Consider the following 13,481-nt stretch of genomic DNA (forward strand, 5'->3'; position numbering starts at 1 on the left):
CGCCCGGGCCCCGGGCCGCTCGTCTGCCGCCGTCCGCCCGAGGCTGCTCGCGTGCTGCCGCCCGCCCCGGGCCGCCTGCGCGGCGACGCCCGCTGCCGCCCGGAGAGGCCGGAGCGGGCTGGGGAGAGTGCCCGGCCCCCGCCGGGGCGATCCCCGGCGGCCAGGGCCCGCCCCGGTTCCGGGTGGGGCGGCGGCGCGCCTGGCGCACTGGGCGGGACCCGGGTGCTCCCCGCAGGGGCGTCGCCTACGCCGCCTGGGCCTGCTCCGCGCCCAGCCGGGCCGCCAGCCGGGCCCGGTGCAGCCGTACGAGCACCAGGGCGTGGTCGGAGACCTCGCGGGTCTGGTGCGTGTTGACGACCTCGACGCTCGTCACGACCTCGGACAGCCCCACCCCGTACACCCGGTCCACCCGCTCCGGCCCGCCCCGCCCCAGACCCCGGAACCCCGCCGTGGGCGCCAGCGCCTTCGACCGGCCGATCCTGGCGCACAGGTCGCGCGCCAGGTCCCGGTAGCCCGCCATGGCCAGCACCTCGTCCGGCCGGGTGTCGGCGATCCACCCGTCCCGGGTGCGCACCGTGCGCCCGCACTCGTGCGCGAGGTCGGTCACCTGGGCCCAGTCGGGCAGTTCCACCGGCTCCGGCCGGTACGGATAGGAGTTGGTGTTCCCGCCCGCGAGCGTGACCGCGCCCGGCTCCGCCAGCGTGGTCAGCCACCGCGCCTCGCTCTCCCGGGTGTGCGGGTCGAATCCGCACAGGCTGAACGAGACCACGTTCAGCGGCGTCGGGCATTCCCCGAACCGCAGCACCACGTGCGCCGGATGCAGCCACCACGGCTTGGCCACCGGGTACACCGCCAGAATTCGGAACACCTCCGGCCGTACGAACACGGCCGTCGCGATGTCCCGGTACGCCACCGCGTTCCGGTTCGGAGCCGACAGTGCGCCGCGCATTCCCAGCAGGTCCTCCGACACCCGCAGCCGCCGCCCGCCCATCGTGCGGCCGTGGGTCATTCCCTGGCGCAGAAAGATGTCGGGCTGGTGGTCGGCCAGCAATTCGTGCGCGAGATGCCAGTTCTTTCCGTCCGGGGCGCTGTCGTTCTCGAAGTCCCAACACGCCACGGTGATGACGTCGTGCTCGCGCATGCTGTCCTTCCGATAGGTGGAGTTCGTGGTCCCGGTGGCCGTCCCGCTCCCGGTCCCGCGCCCGGAGCCGGGTCCGGACTCGGCGGGAGGGAGGGCGCGGCGCGCGCAGGCGGGCACCGAGGGCGGGTCGGCCACCGGGACCGTGCACCACGTGCACGCGCCCTCCTCCCCGGTGCCCCAACTCCTGGCGAGCGCCGCGACGATGAGCACGCCCCGCCCGTGCTCCTGGTCGTCGTCCGGCGCGAGCAGCCGGGGCCTCCGGCCCGGCGTGCCGTCCCGCACCTCGATACGGATCTCGCCGTCTCCCTCGGCGTACGAGAGCGAAAGGCTCACCGTTTTTCCGCACGTGTGAACGATTGCGTTGGTCGCCATTTCGCTGATCAGCAGCGCCACCACCGAAACGTCCACACGTTCGACCAGGCCCCATCCGACGAGGCAGGCGACGCCCGTTCGACGCAGTTTTCGAACGTATTTGGGATCGGCGGAGACCGCGGCGCACATGCGCTTCGGCGCCGCAACGGCAACGGACATGGAACTGCCTCTCGCCCGACGAGGAGTTGGCAGCACAAAGGTGCCTGGCCGGAATCGGGTCACTTTCTCGGTGGCCATTGACATCCGGTCCCGATGTGCCGTGAACTACCTTCGCTCACGGGGGATTTCAAACGCAAGCCAACTTCTGAGTAAGGAGAAATTGGCACATGCCCCGGCGCGAACAGGGGCTGTTGGAAGGGGGACAGGAGATGGCAGACTCGGCACACGAACGTGCCGGAGCCGGACAGAGGCACGGGAGGGACCATCAGATGCCAGCACGACGAGGAGCGACGTTCCTGCGGCGTGAGTTGGGGAAGGAGCTGCGCCGCCTGCGGGAGAAGGAGGACCTGACGCTCCAGATGGCGGCGCAGGGGCTCGGGTTCTCCGAGACCAAGCTCAGCCGCGTGGAGACCGGGCACAACGCTCTCCCGCGCGTGCGGGACCTGGAGGACCTGCTCGACCGGTACGGCGTCACCGACGTGGACGACCGGGAGAGCCTGCTGCGGCTGCACCGCGACTCGCTCAGCAACGACTGGTGGACCCCGTACCGCAACGTGATGCCGTCCGGCATGCCGATGTACGTCGGGCTGGAGTCGGACGCGCGCAGCATCCGCGCCTGGCGGCCCGGCGTCGTCTTCGGGCTGCTCCAGACCGAGGAGTACGCGCGGGCGCAGTTCACCACGGCCAAGCCGGTCGAGGAGACGACGACCGAGTTCGTGGAGGACCACATCCAGCTCCGCGTGGAGCGGAAGAAGGTGATCCTCCGCGAGGACAGCCCGCTGGAGCTGCGGGTGATCCTCGACGAGGCGGCGGTGCGCCGCCGGGTCGGGGGGTCGGAGGTCATGCGTCGGCAGTACGGCGAGATCATCGAGCTGAACAAGCTCGACAACGTCACGGTCCAGATCCTCCCGGACGCGCTGGCCACCTACCGCTTCGACCACAACTTCAACGTCCTGGACTTCGGGGGCGTGGTCGCCCCCGTGGTCCAGGTGGACGTTCCGGGCACGACCACCCTGACGGACGGGGCTCGGGAGGTTCGGAAGTACAGCCGGAGGTTCGACGCCATGCGCGAGGGGGCTCTGGCCCCGGCCGAGACGGCCGGTTTCCTGACCGCACTAGCACGAGATTTGGAGTAGTCATCAACACGCCTCGCACCGCCCCGGACGTCGCCCCCGAGGGCGCCTGGTTCAAGTCCTCCTACAGCAACGAGCAAGGGCAAGTTTGTGTGGAGGTCGCGGACCTGCGCTCCGAGGTCGGCGTCCGGGACTCGAAGGACAAGTCGGGTCCGGCCCTGGTCGTGCCCGCCGCCGCGTGGTCGTCGTTCGTCCTCGGGGTCCGTACGGGCCGTATCGACCACCACCCGGCCGGCTGACCGGGCCGTCACAGCAAAGTGGGGCCGTTCCCTCCGCCGAGGGAACGGCCCCTCGACCGCGAACGTCCAATCGAATCGCCCTGGAACTGGTGGAGGGCGGCGACCGGGTGCAGGGCCATGCCATGGCTCACGGACTGGCGCCAAGGGCTTCGCCGTCGCATCAGGAGTCGGCAACCCGCCCGCTCTGGGCACACCTCGCCGCAGGACGAGTGTCCGGCTACTGTTGCATCAGGCATCTAAAGAGCGTCACGTTCAGCCAGAGAACGGAGAGAGGGCCATGGGCAAGCGGGCCGGGAGCGCAGCCCCTCGGGGGCCGCTTCTGTCGGGAAAGCGCGTCGGCACCGCTCTGGTGGTCGCCGGAGCGGTGGCGCTGGCGATCGTCGGCAGCACGGCTGCCGCCAAGGGCGGTGACGACGGAAGCGACGGCAACGAAGACGTCGGCGTCATAGTGCAGCAGGACAACGGGTTGTCGCCCGAGCAGGCACGGCAGCACTGGACTCCCGAGCGCATCAAAGAAGCCGTGAACAACGGTCGGATGGGCGAAGTCAAAGCCAGGTAGCGCAGTCGTCAGGGCCCGCCTCGGTTGAGGCGGGCCCTTTTCACTTCCGGGTTCTCACTGCCGGTGCGAGGCCGTCCAGCCGCGGGTCAGTTGTCGACCAGCCTGATCACGGCGACGGCTTCTCTCCCATGGTTCGAGGAGAACAGGTGGTTGTCGACCCAGTGATGGTGACTGTCGGCACGGCGGTGGCTGTTCGAGCCGACGATCTTGGGACTGTCCGGGACGCCAGTCGCCATCGGGCCGCCACTGGCGCCGTGACCCATGTCGCAGTCCATCCTCAGCCGGTCGTCACTCGGGTTGAGGTTGTCGGCGTCGACAGTCTTCCCCTGGCAGTACATCAGGTGTTCGCCGTCGAAATCCGATTGAGGCCGGTTGTAGCCGTCGGCGGGATAGCCGTACGAATAGGTGTTGGAGTGGGCCGTACCGCCGTCGAACCTGTACCCCCACGCGCCGATGGCGTCCTGAATGTTGCCGTACCGGCTGTCGCGGTTCAGAACCAGGGCGCCGAGGTCGTTGTCGTCGAAGTCGCCGTCATTGGCCCACGTGTCGGTGACGATGACCCTCCTGGCGGTCCAGACCCCCCAGGGCAGGTCGTTGGACTGGTAGGAGGGGATGAAGGCGAAGTTCTTGAAGAAGCCGTTCCGCCCGCCCGAGCCCTTGTGCAGGCAGTGTGCCGCAGTCCACACCGCGTTCTTGGTGTCGGAGACGATCACGGTGGCGCTGCATGAAGCCGAGTGCTGGGAGTCCACGTCGTATACGAGAAGTCCGACGTCCCTGGTGGGCCAGGACTTGGGATTGGAGACCCGCTTTGAGCGGGAGACGTCCGCTGTGATCCGCGGCCCCATGACACCCGAAGTGGATGTCGGCAGCTTCATCTTGGGCGGAACGGCCGAAGCCGACACGGATAAACGGTCGCCATTCGTTGGCGAGTCGTCCGGCTGCCGGTCCCTTCGTTCCGGCCTCGACGGAACGGCAGGAATTGGCATCGGGTGGGCGGCAGCGTCTCGTATTCGCTCGGGAGTCCAGTGTGCGCGTACGTCCTGCGGTGAGTTGTCGACGGTGGCAGAGATGGCTTTGGGAAGTGCGGTCCTCGAAGAGGGCGACACCGCACCGGCCACGGCGGGGGTGGCGCATACCATTGCGGCGGCCGCAGAAACAGCCGTCAGGGTCAGGGCATTTCGTCTCGCAAAGCGGCGAAACAGTGAGCGAGTCACAGGGAACTCCGTTCGTGCGACGATGCGCTGCGAGAGAGTCCTGAGTCCCGCGCTCCCCCACAGTCGCGGCCTGAACTGGCATGCCTACTTCAACACACGAAGGAGGTAGTTGCAACTACCTTTTAGTTTATCGGTCTGGCGTGTCGCGCGGCCCCCGGCCGCTGGCCGGCCACATGTGGGCGCGGGCGCGTGGCGCGTTCCCGAGGCCGGGCGCACTCCGTCCGCCCGGCCGCTCCGGACCTCCAGCGCAGAAAGGGGGCCGTTCCCTCCGCCGAGGGAACGGCCCCTGGTGCCCCGTCCCCGAAGCACCCCCGTGGCTCCGGGAGGGGGGTCAGATGTCGGCCACAGTGATGGCCTGGGCCGGACAGGCCCGCGCTGCCCGGCGTACGGCGTCGTACGCCGCGCGGGGCGGTTCCGGCTGGAGCAGCAGCACCACGCCCTCCGACACGTCCTGGTCGAAGACGTCCGGTGCGGTGATGGCGCACTGGCCGGAGGCGCAGCACAGGTCCGGGTCGATCTCGACGTGCAGGCGGCCGGTGCGGCCTGGTGCGGTCGTCACCAGGTCACGTCCAGCCGGTGCAGGCCGTACACGCTGTCGTCCGTCTTGAACGGCAGCTCCCGCTCCGGCACCGCGAGGCGCAGGCCGGGGGCGCGGGCGAACAGGGTGTTCCAGACGATCTCCAGCTCCAGGCGGGCCAGGTTGGCGCCCAGGCACAGGTGGATGCCGTGGCCGAAGCCCATGTGCTGGCGGGCGTCGCGGCGTATGTCGAGCGCGCCGGGGTCGGGGAAGACCCGCTCGTCGTGGTTGACGGCCGCGACGGCGGTGACGATGCCGTCGCCCTTACGGATGAGCGTGCCGTCGATCTCGATGTCCTCCGCCGCCACGCGCGTGACGGCCATGTCCGCGATGCCGAAGTAGCGCAGCAGTTCGTCCACGGCGCCGGGCATGAGGTCCGGGTCGGCCCGCAGGTCGGCGAGCTGGCCGGGGTGGCGGAGCAGGGCGGCGACGCCGAGCGGGATCATGTTCGCCGTCGTCTCGATGCCCGCGATGAGCTGGAGCATGGCGATGCCGGTGAGCAGTTCGTGGTCGTACAGACCCTCCTGGCGGTAGCGGACCACCAGCCTGCTGAGCAGGTCCTCGCCCGGGTCGTGGTCCTTCGCGGTGACCAGCTCGCCGAGGTATTCGCGCAGCGCGGCGAACGCGGCGACGCCGTCGGTGTCGGTGCCCGTGCGCTTGACCAGCGCGTTGGTGCAGCGCTGGAAGAACGGGTGGTCGCCGTACGGGACGCCGAGCAGGTCGCAGATGACCAGCGACGGCACGGGCATGGCCAGCGTCTCCACGAGGTCCGCCGTGCGGTCCGGGGCCGCCAGCAGGGCCGTGACGTGCTCGTCCACGATCTCCTGAATGCGCGGCCGCATGGCGCGCACCCGCTTGAGGGTGAACTCGCCGGTGATCAGGCGCCGGTGGACGGTGTGCTCCGGCTGGTCCATCAGGAGCAGGAAGCCGCGGCCGAGCTGGGCCATGGCCCGGATGCCGGGGACGACCTCGGGAAAGCCGGGGTCGGCGCGGTCGGAGCTGACCCGGGGGTCGACCAGCAGGCGGCGGGCGGTGTCGTGACGGGTGATCAGCCAGGCGGGCCTGCCGTCCTGGAGCGTGACCCGGGACACCGGCTCCTCGGCGGTCAGCCGGGCGTACGCCGGAGGCGGGCTGAAGGGGCACGCGCGGGCCATCGGGAAAGCCGGATTTTCCGCTACGGGTGGTGCGGAATCGGGCATGGGGGGCTGGACCTCTCGGTTCGTTAAGAAACTCGAAGTATCTTACCGGAAGGCTAGTGTGCTCCGGTGGTGGAGGCAAGTGACGGCCGGAGAGGACCTTGAATGACGTCAGGCGGTGAGCGCCGGGTCACGCGCCGCAGAGGCGCGGAACTCCAGCAGGCCATCCTCGACGCCGCCTGGGCGGAACTGATCGAGGTGGGCTACGACAAGACCACCATGGCGGGCATCGCGGCTCGCGCGGGCACCAGCAAGCCCGTGCTCTACCGCCGCTGGCCCCGGCAGTCGGCCCTGCTGCTGGACGCGCTCGTGCGCAACCTGGCGGCGCTGCCCGACCCGCCCGACACCGGGGAGCTGCGGGCGGACGTGATCACGTTCCTGCGCCAGATCGCCGAGCGGCTGCGCGGTGTGCCGAGCGACGTCATGGCCAGCCTGACCGCCGAGACGCTGCGCGACCCCGGGCTGTACGCGCGCCTGCACGAGCACGAAGCGGCCGTCGCGCTGGCCGAACGGGTGCGCGCGATGGTGGAGCGGGCGGCGCTGCGCGGCGAGGTGCCGGGCGGGGACGTGCCGCCGCGGATCGCGGCCCTGCCGGTCAGCCTGCTGCGCCACGACTACCTGGTCTTCGGCATCGAGGCGGCCGAGGCGGGCATTCCGGAGATCGTGGACCTGGTCTTCCTGCCGCTGGTCCGGAAGGGCTGAGGGGTGCCCGGGGCGCGGCTGGGCGCGCCCCGGGGCGTACGGGCGTCCCGGGGCGCGCGGTTCCCGCCAGGGCGTCAGCGGCGGCGCGGGGCGGCGCTCGCGGTGGCTCCGGGACTGGGGGCGGTGCCCGGGTCCGTCCCGCCGCCGGTGCCGGTCCCTGTGCCTGTGCCGCTCCCGGTTTCGGTGCCGGTTCCCGTGCCGGTCCCGGTGCCAGCCCCGGTCCCGGTGCCGGTGTCCGTCCCGGTTCCCGTCCCGGTTCCGGCTCCGGAGCCGGTCCCCGTACCTGCCTCCGCGCAGTACTGCGACTCCTTGCCGATCGACCGGTACATGCAGTCCGCGTTCTCCAGAAGTTGCAGCACCGCGTCCTTGTTGCGGCTCGTCTCCCGGTCGATCACCTCGTCAGGCGGGTAGAAGCCGCCGTCCGAGCTGGACGACGGGTACATCTCGAAGGTGAACGCGAAGATCTTCTGAGCGCCCCACAGCCAGTCGTCGATGGCGCCGTCGGTGATGTACAGCTCGCTGTCCTGCTGCGGGGTGTAGCCGTTGCTGGCGGCCATCTTCTTGCCGACGGCCACGAACGCGTCGTGGTCGTCCTTGGTCATGCCGGTCGCGGTGTCCGCCGTGGTGTAGCCGAACGGCCACATGACCAGCTCGCTGTAGGTGTGGAAGTCGATGGACGCCCTGATCTGCTGCTTGCCGTCCACCACCCGGCCGCGTACGAAGTCGGAGACGACCTTGACCTCCGGCGCGGACTCCGGCGCGGTGCCCCGGTAGGTCTCGGAGCCCTTGGAGCTGGAGGAGCCGCCGCAGCAGCCCCACTTGTAGCCCCAGTTGCGGTTCAGGTCGGTTCCGACGTAGGAGGAGCCCGAGTTCGGCTGGCGGTTCTTGCGCCAGCTGCGGTAGGAGCCGGTGGCGATGTCGTACTCGCCGCCGTCCGGGTTCAGGTCCGGGATGATCCAGATCTCGCGGCTGTCGACCAGGCCGGAGATCCGCGGATCGGTGGCGTAGCCCGTGGTGAACGTGCGCAGCAGGTACAGCGCCATCTCCACGGTCAGGTGCTCACGCGCGTGCTGATGGTGGGTGAACAGCACCTCCGGCTCGGCCTCGTCCGTACCCACGTTGTCGCTGATCTTCAGCGCGACGATGTCGCGGCCCTCGTGGGACTTGCCGATCACCCGCTTGGCGACCAGGTCCGGGTACGCGGCCACGGCGGCGTCGATCTCGGCGGTGGCCTCGGCGTGGTTGTGGTACTTGGCGTCGGCGGCCGGGAAGTCGAAGGGCTTGGTCGCGCCGTCGGCGCGGTCGGGCGGGCCGGGCAGGGCGTTGAGCCGGTAGCCCAGGTCGCGCAGCCTCTTGGCCTGCGCGGGGTCCGCGGTGATGACGAGCTTGCGCGGGCCCGCCTCGTCCACCGACACGCCGGTGGCGCCCAGCTCGGTGCGGCCCGCGACGGTGGTCACGCCCGGCACCTCGTACTGCCGCGGGACCTGCTCCGTCCGGGGTGGGGACTTGCGGGTGCTCGCCGAGGGGCCCGGGTCGGGGGACGGCCCGTGGGCCCGCGCCCCGACGGGAGCGGCCAGGGAGAGGGCCAGCAGGGCGGCGAGGGCGGTGACCCGTCCGCCTCGTGCGCGGAGTCGCATGACATCTCCTGTGGGGGTTGAGGTGAGCGACTGCTGAGGGCAGTCTTCGACCATGGGCATGACACGGTCAAGGGCGAAAACTGCGCAGAGCCAGTCATGTCATCATTTTTAATCATGGAGAGGACCCCCCACGTGAACAGACCTTTCCTCGGCGTGCTCCCTGCCCTCCTGCTGGCAGGAGCGGCCACGCTGGGCACCGGCGCCGCCCCGGCCGCCGCCGCTCCCGCCGCCCCCTCGTCCGCTCCGGCCGCCGCTCAGCAGCGCGCCGCCGCCGCTCCACGGCAGGCCACGGCCACGGCGGTCGACTTCGCCGGCACCGTGGCGCTCAACAACTGCTCCGGCTCCCTCGTCCGGCCCCCCGGCGCGGCCGACGGCGACCCCGCGCTCGTGCTGTCCAACGGCCACTGCCTGGAGTCCGGCTTCCTCGGCCCCGGCGAGGTGGTCGTCGGCCGCTCGTCCACCCGCAGCTTCACCCTCCTGAATCGCTCGGGTGGCTCAGCCGGCACCGTACGGGCCACCAAGGTGGCGTACGCGACCATGACCGACACCGACGTCTCGCTCTACCAGCTCGGCTCGACCTACGCGCAGATCCGGCAGCGCTACGGCATAGCCGCCCTCCCGCTGTCCGCCGACCACCCCGTCCAGGGGACCGCCATCAGCGTGGTCTCCGGCTACTGGAAGCGGATCTACTCCTGCGCCGTGGACGGCTTCGCCTACCGGCTCAAGGAGGGCGACTGGACCTGGAAGGACGCCGTCCGCTACACCGCCGCCTGCGACACCATCGGCGGCACCTCCGGCTCGCCCGTGCTCGACCCCGCCACCGGCAAGGTCGTCGCCGTCAACAACACCCGCAACGAGGACGGTGAGCGCTGCACGCTCAACAACCCCTGCGAGGTGGACGAGTCCGGACAGGTGACCGTACGGCCCGGCATCGCCTACGCCGAGGAGACGTACGGCATCGTGCCCTGCCTCGCGCCCGGCAACCTGGTCGACCTGACCCGGCCCGGCTGCGCGCTGCCCAGGCCGTGACAGTCGTCCGCCGCGCGTGACCTGCGCGCCCCGGCCGCCACGCACCGGGCCGGGGCGCGCATTGTGCCGTACGGGACGGCTTCACGCGGGCGGTTTACGGAAAGTGACGGCCCGACAGCGTCTCGTGCCGGGATTCCGCTGCGCGGCGCCTGCCGTGGGAGCACCATGTGCCCCATGAGCGAGGACGAAGTGGAACTCCCCGAACCGCACCGCGTCATCAGCATGGCGCGGTTCGACGACCCGGTGGCGGTCATCGCCGACACCGAGGCCTGGCGGGCCAGGGAGTCCTATCCCACCATCATGGGGCGCGGACCGATGTTCGCACTCGTCGAGCAGGAGATCGACGGCCGCTGGCGGGTCGTCAGCTGCGACGAGGGCAACCCGCAGGGCAGCCGCGACTCGCTGGCCTACCAGTGCCGGATGCGCGCCAAGGCGGCCGAGGACGCCGGCGACGAGGAGGCCCGGCAGGCGTGGCTGGCCGGGGCCAAGCGGATGGACTGGGAGAAGCTCAACGAGCTGACCGTCCGGGACCGTCGGTTCCGCGTGGTCCGCGGCGACATGTTCATCCGGATGGGCCCCGACGGGCCCGAGCCGCCGCGCCCCAGCGACCCGGACCCGATGCCGATCGGCAAGGGGCACCAGGGGGCCCGCCGCACCCGGGGCTTCCTCATCGACCCGGCGGCCGCCACCGGGCTGTCCGAGGGCATTCTCAAGATCGACCTGCTGGGCTTCGTCTACCCCGCCGCCGCCGTCCCCCCGGACGCCCACCGCGACTCGCTGCGCGCGCTGCGGACCCACCCGGGCGGGGTGCTGCTGCCGCCCGTGTACTGCGTCTCCGAGTTCCACGACGGCGACTGGAGCCCGCTGACCGCGGGCGCCGAGACGCCGCAGGCCATCCGGGACACCCTGGTCACCTACTTCCGCGTCGTCGCGCCGCGCACCCAGAAGCTGGACGACGAGACCGTCGAGCGCTTCGAGCGGGCCGCCAAGCGGATGGAGACCAAGCGGCGCGACGAGATCCAGGTCGCCGGCCGCCGCTACCGGGTCACGCGCGTGGAACGCCTCATCCGCGTCGGGCCCGACGGCCCCGAGCCGCCGCGCGCCTCGGAGTGGGACCCGGAGCTGCCGGCCGAGGCCCAGGCGGAGCTGGACCGGGCCAACGGCATCGTGTACGGCGAGGACTGAGCCCGGCTGCCCGGGGGTCCGGCTCCGACGGGTCCCGGCTGCCCGGGGGTCCGGCTCCCACGGGTGCCGGCTCCCCGGCTCCCACGGGTCCCGGTGTGCGGGCCTCCGGCTCTCCCGGGTCCCGGTCGAAGGTCTCCGGCTCCCGGCCTTCCGCTCCGGCCCCCGGGGCCCGGCTCCCGGCCCCGGGGCTCCCGGTGCCCTGGGCGCGCCCGCCGCGCCGTACGGCCCGGGGTCTTTCGTACGGCACCGGCGGCCCCGCGCGAAGCACCGCCGCACGGCCCCGGCGTACCGCGCCGCCGAACGGCCCGCCGCCGCGCGGCACCGCAGCCCCGCGCGGCACCCGGCGGCCGGGGGCGCCCAAGCCCCCGGCCGCCCCGCGTCAGCGGCGTGCCGTCCACGTCACCCTTCCGTGACCGCGCGTACCTCTGGAGGCGGTTCTCTCACGCGGCGTTCGTGGATACAGTGCAGATGCGCACCAGCCGTACCGCGCGGGTGTGCCAGCACAGGGCAGTATCGACCTGCGGCCGCCGCTCTCCCCGGCGCCGAAGTGAGACGGGGTAGCCGACGTGCCCACCGCGATAGCAGTGACCAGCCGCGAGCTGGTGCTTCCGCCGCCCGACGGGCAGACGCCGCCCGCCGTCGTGTTCCAGGGCCCTGACGGCCAGTCCCTCGACGCGGCGCTCGCCGAGACCGCCGCCCTGCTCGACCAGCAGGGCTACCTCGTCGTCCTCTACCCCGCCGCGTCGCCCGCGCCGCTCGTCCAGCGCCTGCACACCGTCCGCTCGGTGCTGGAGAGCGACCGCATCGCACTGCTGCCGATGGAGCTGCCGCCGCTGGCCGTCGCGGTGCTGGCCCGCCAGATGCGCCAGCTGTCCGTGTCCGACTTCAGCCCGGGCGTCCTGGCCTGCTCCGCGCGGCTGCTGGCGCACTACATCCACGCGGGCGCCCTGCTCGGCAGCGTCGCCCGGCTCGACCGGGTGCCGGTCGGGCTGACCTCGCACGTCAAGTCGTGGGTGCCCGGCGCGCAGTTCGGCGTGCTCGCGCACCCCACGCCGCAGATCGTCAAGGCGGACGGCGAGACCCGGCTGCCGGGCCCCGGCTACGCCACCCACCTCGTCGTCGCCCGCGGCCACACCCACGGCCAGCCCGGCGGCCGGGGCGGGCAGGGCGACTGGGTCACCGCCCTCGCCCGCGACTGGCGGGTGCGCGGCGTGCAGGAGGCCGCGCTGCCCGCGGAGTCGGCGCGCTGGTGGGGCACGGGCAAGCTGACCGAGTTCGCCGCCGCCATCCCGGACCTGTCCATGCTCTACCAGCTCGTGGCCTCCGTCCGCAGGGAGGAGTGCCGCTGGTGCGGCTTCGAACTCATCGGGGACCGCTGCGCCTTCTGCTCCGCCCCGGTGCCGCGCGGCGACGGCTCGCTGGCCCCGCCCGCCGGGCGGCCCGCGCTGACCAGCCGGTGAGCCGCCCCGGAGCCGAACCCACCCCCGGGCCGCCGCCCGCCCCCGCCCCTTCGACAAGACGTTCCCGAACGAGGTTGCCCGCCCCATGAATTCTCGCCAGCGCCGCGGAGTCCTGCTGCTGCTCCTGTCGGTCCTGTGCGCCATCGGCGCGTTCGTCGGAGTGCTGACCGTCATCAACGACGTCCAGTCCAAGGTCGGCCCCGAGAAGACCGCGTACAAGCTCAGAGCGGACGTACCGGCCTACCGGGCGCTGGACGCGGGCGAGTTCCAGAAGGTCTCGATGCCCGAGCGCTGGCTGCCGTCCACCGCCGTGACCGACCTGTCCCAGGTGCGCGGCAAGGTGGCCGTCACACCACTGCGCAAGGGCTCCCTGTTGCAAACGGACATGATCGCCGAGCGGCCCGCCCTGCAACCCGGCCAGCAGGAGATCGCCATCATGATCGACGCCGAGACCGGCGTCGCGGGCAAGATCAGCCCCGGGGCGCGGGTCAACATCTTCGCCACCTTCGAGGGAAAGCAGCAGGGCGAGAAACCCGTGTCGCGGATCATCGTCGCCGACGCGCAGGTCATCGACGTCGGCAGGCTCACCGCCCTGCAAGCGGACCAGGACGGAAACCGCCGCGAGGACCAGGCGGTGCCCATCACGTTCGCGCTGGGCACCCGGGACGCCCAGCGCGTCGCGTACGCCGAGTCCTTCGCCGCCCACGTACGGCTGGCCCTCGTCGCGCCGGGCGACACCGCGCCCATCCCGCCCGGCGACCGCACCTACACCCTCGACGGCGACCGATGACACCGGGCACGGGCAGCCCGGGACACCCGGGCCGCACCGAACCGCCGGTGACACTGCGACACTGACTCATGACACGACCGAACTCCAG

General features: G+C 71.7%; 12 protein-coding genes and 1 pseudogene. 8 read left to right on the plus strand and 5 right to left on the minus strand.

Annotated features, from left to right (window positions below; translation table 11 throughout):
* Positions 1 to 244: 244 nt before the first annotated feature.
* Positions 245 to 1,756: an ATP-binding protein gene (locus tag RKE29_RS10165; protein ID WP_312004809.1), complete on the minus strand. Its 1,512-nt coding sequence runs from the start codon at positions 1,754 to 1,756 to the stop codon at positions 245 to 247.
* Between the two features lie 185 nt (positions 1,757 to 1,941).
* On the opposite strand from RKE29_RS10165, the gene RKE29_RS10170 reads away from it, so the two are divergent.
* From RKE29_RS10170 to RKE29_RS10180, 3 genes are all read left to right on the plus strand, one after another.
* Positions 1,942 to 2,808, plus strand: a complete 867-nt coding sequence (locus RKE29_RS10170) for a helix-turn-helix transcriptional regulator (RefSeq protein WP_312004810.1) — start codon at positions 1,942 to 1,944, stop codon at positions 2,806 to 2,808.
* 2 nt (positions 2,809 to 2,810) lie between these two features.
* The gene (locus RKE29_RS10175) at positions 2,811 to 3,044 is read left to right on the plus strand and encodes a DUF397 domain-containing protein (protein ID WP_312004833.1); all 234 of its coding nucleotides are present in this window, start codon (positions 2,811 to 2,813) and stop codon (positions 3,042 to 3,044) included.
* 277 nt (positions 3,045 to 3,321) lie between these two features.
* Complete coding sequence (locus RKE29_RS10180; protein ID WP_312004811.1) at positions 3,322 to 3,603, plus strand: hypothetical protein; 282 nt, start codon at positions 3,322 to 3,324, stop codon at positions 3,601 to 3,603.
* A gap of 86 nt (positions 3,604 to 3,689) precedes the next feature.
* Here the strand turns inward: RKE29_RS10180 and RKE29_RS10185 are convergent, their stop codons facing one another.
* From RKE29_RS10185 to RKE29_RS10195, 3 genes are all read right to left on the minus strand, one after another.
* Positions 3,690 to 4,316 carry a hypothetical protein gene (locus RKE29_RS10185; RefSeq protein ID WP_312004812.1) on the minus strand — a complete coding sequence of 209 codons (627 nt, stop codon included), beginning with the start codon at positions 4,314 to 4,316 and terminating at the stop codon, positions 3,690 to 3,692.
* A gap of 832 nt (positions 4,317 to 5,148) precedes the next feature.
* Positions 5,149 to 5,346, minus strand: a complete 198-nt coding sequence (locus RKE29_RS10190; protein WP_312004834.1) for a ferredoxin — start codon at positions 5,344 to 5,346, stop codon at positions 5,149 to 5,151.
* Positions 5,347 to 5,372: 26 nt separating this feature from the next.
* On the minus strand, positions 5,373 to 6,593 hold the full coding sequence (locus tag RKE29_RS10195; protein WP_312004813.1) for a cytochrome P450: 1,221 nt from the start codon (positions 6,591 to 6,593) through the stop codon (positions 5,373 to 5,375).
* 102 nt (positions 6,594 to 6,695) lie between these two features.
* Here RKE29_RS10195 and RKE29_RS10200 point away from each other — a divergent pair, with 102 nt between their 5' ends.
* The gene (locus RKE29_RS10200; RefSeq protein WP_312004814.1) at positions 6,696 to 7,292 is read left to right on the plus strand and encodes a TetR/AcrR family transcriptional regulator; all 597 of its coding nucleotides are present in this window, start codon (positions 6,696 to 6,698) and stop codon (positions 7,290 to 7,292) included.
* Between the two features lie 290 nt (positions 7,293 to 7,582).
* Here RKE29_RS10200 and RKE29_RS10205 read toward each other — a convergent pair.
* Positions 7,583 to 8,929, minus strand: a pseudogene (locus tag RKE29_RS10205) (M14 family metallopeptidase); the annotation flags it as partial.
* 132 nt (positions 8,930 to 9,061) lie between these two features.
* Between RKE29_RS10205 and RKE29_RS10210 the strand changes: the two are divergent.
* The 4 genes from RKE29_RS10210 to cpaB all read left to right on the plus strand — a co-directional run bounded on the left by RKE29_RS10210 (position 9,062) and on the right by cpaB (position 13,393).
* Positions 9,062 to 9,958: a serine protease gene (locus RKE29_RS10210; protein WP_312004815.1), complete on the plus strand. Its 897-nt coding sequence runs from the start codon at positions 9,062 to 9,064 to the stop codon at positions 9,956 to 9,958.
* Between the two features lie 174 nt (positions 9,959 to 10,132).
* On the plus strand, positions 10,133 to 11,143 hold the full coding sequence (locus tag RKE29_RS10215) for a DUF5954 family protein (protein ID WP_312004816.1): 1,011 nt from the start codon (positions 10,133 to 10,135) through the stop codon (positions 11,141 to 11,143).
* A 566-nt stretch (positions 11,144 to 11,709) separates the two neighbouring features.
* Positions 11,710 to 12,603, plus strand: coding sequence for a hypothetical protein (locus tag RKE29_RS10220; protein WP_312004817.1), 894 nt, complete (start codon positions 11,710 to 11,712; stop codon positions 12,601 to 12,603).
* A gap of 85 nt (positions 12,604 to 12,688) precedes the next feature.
* Positions 12,689 to 13,393: a Flp pilus assembly protein CpaB gene (cpaB, locus tag RKE29_RS10225; RefSeq protein WP_312004818.1), complete on the plus strand. Its 705-nt coding sequence runs from the start codon at positions 12,689 to 12,691 to the stop codon at positions 13,391 to 13,393.
* The last annotated feature ends 88 nt before the right edge of the window (positions 13,394 to 13,481 follow it).

The organism is Streptomyces sp. B1866, from assembly GCF_031932565.1.
Lineage (GTDB): Bacteria > Actinomycetota > Actinomycetes > Streptomycetales > Streptomycetaceae > Streptomyces.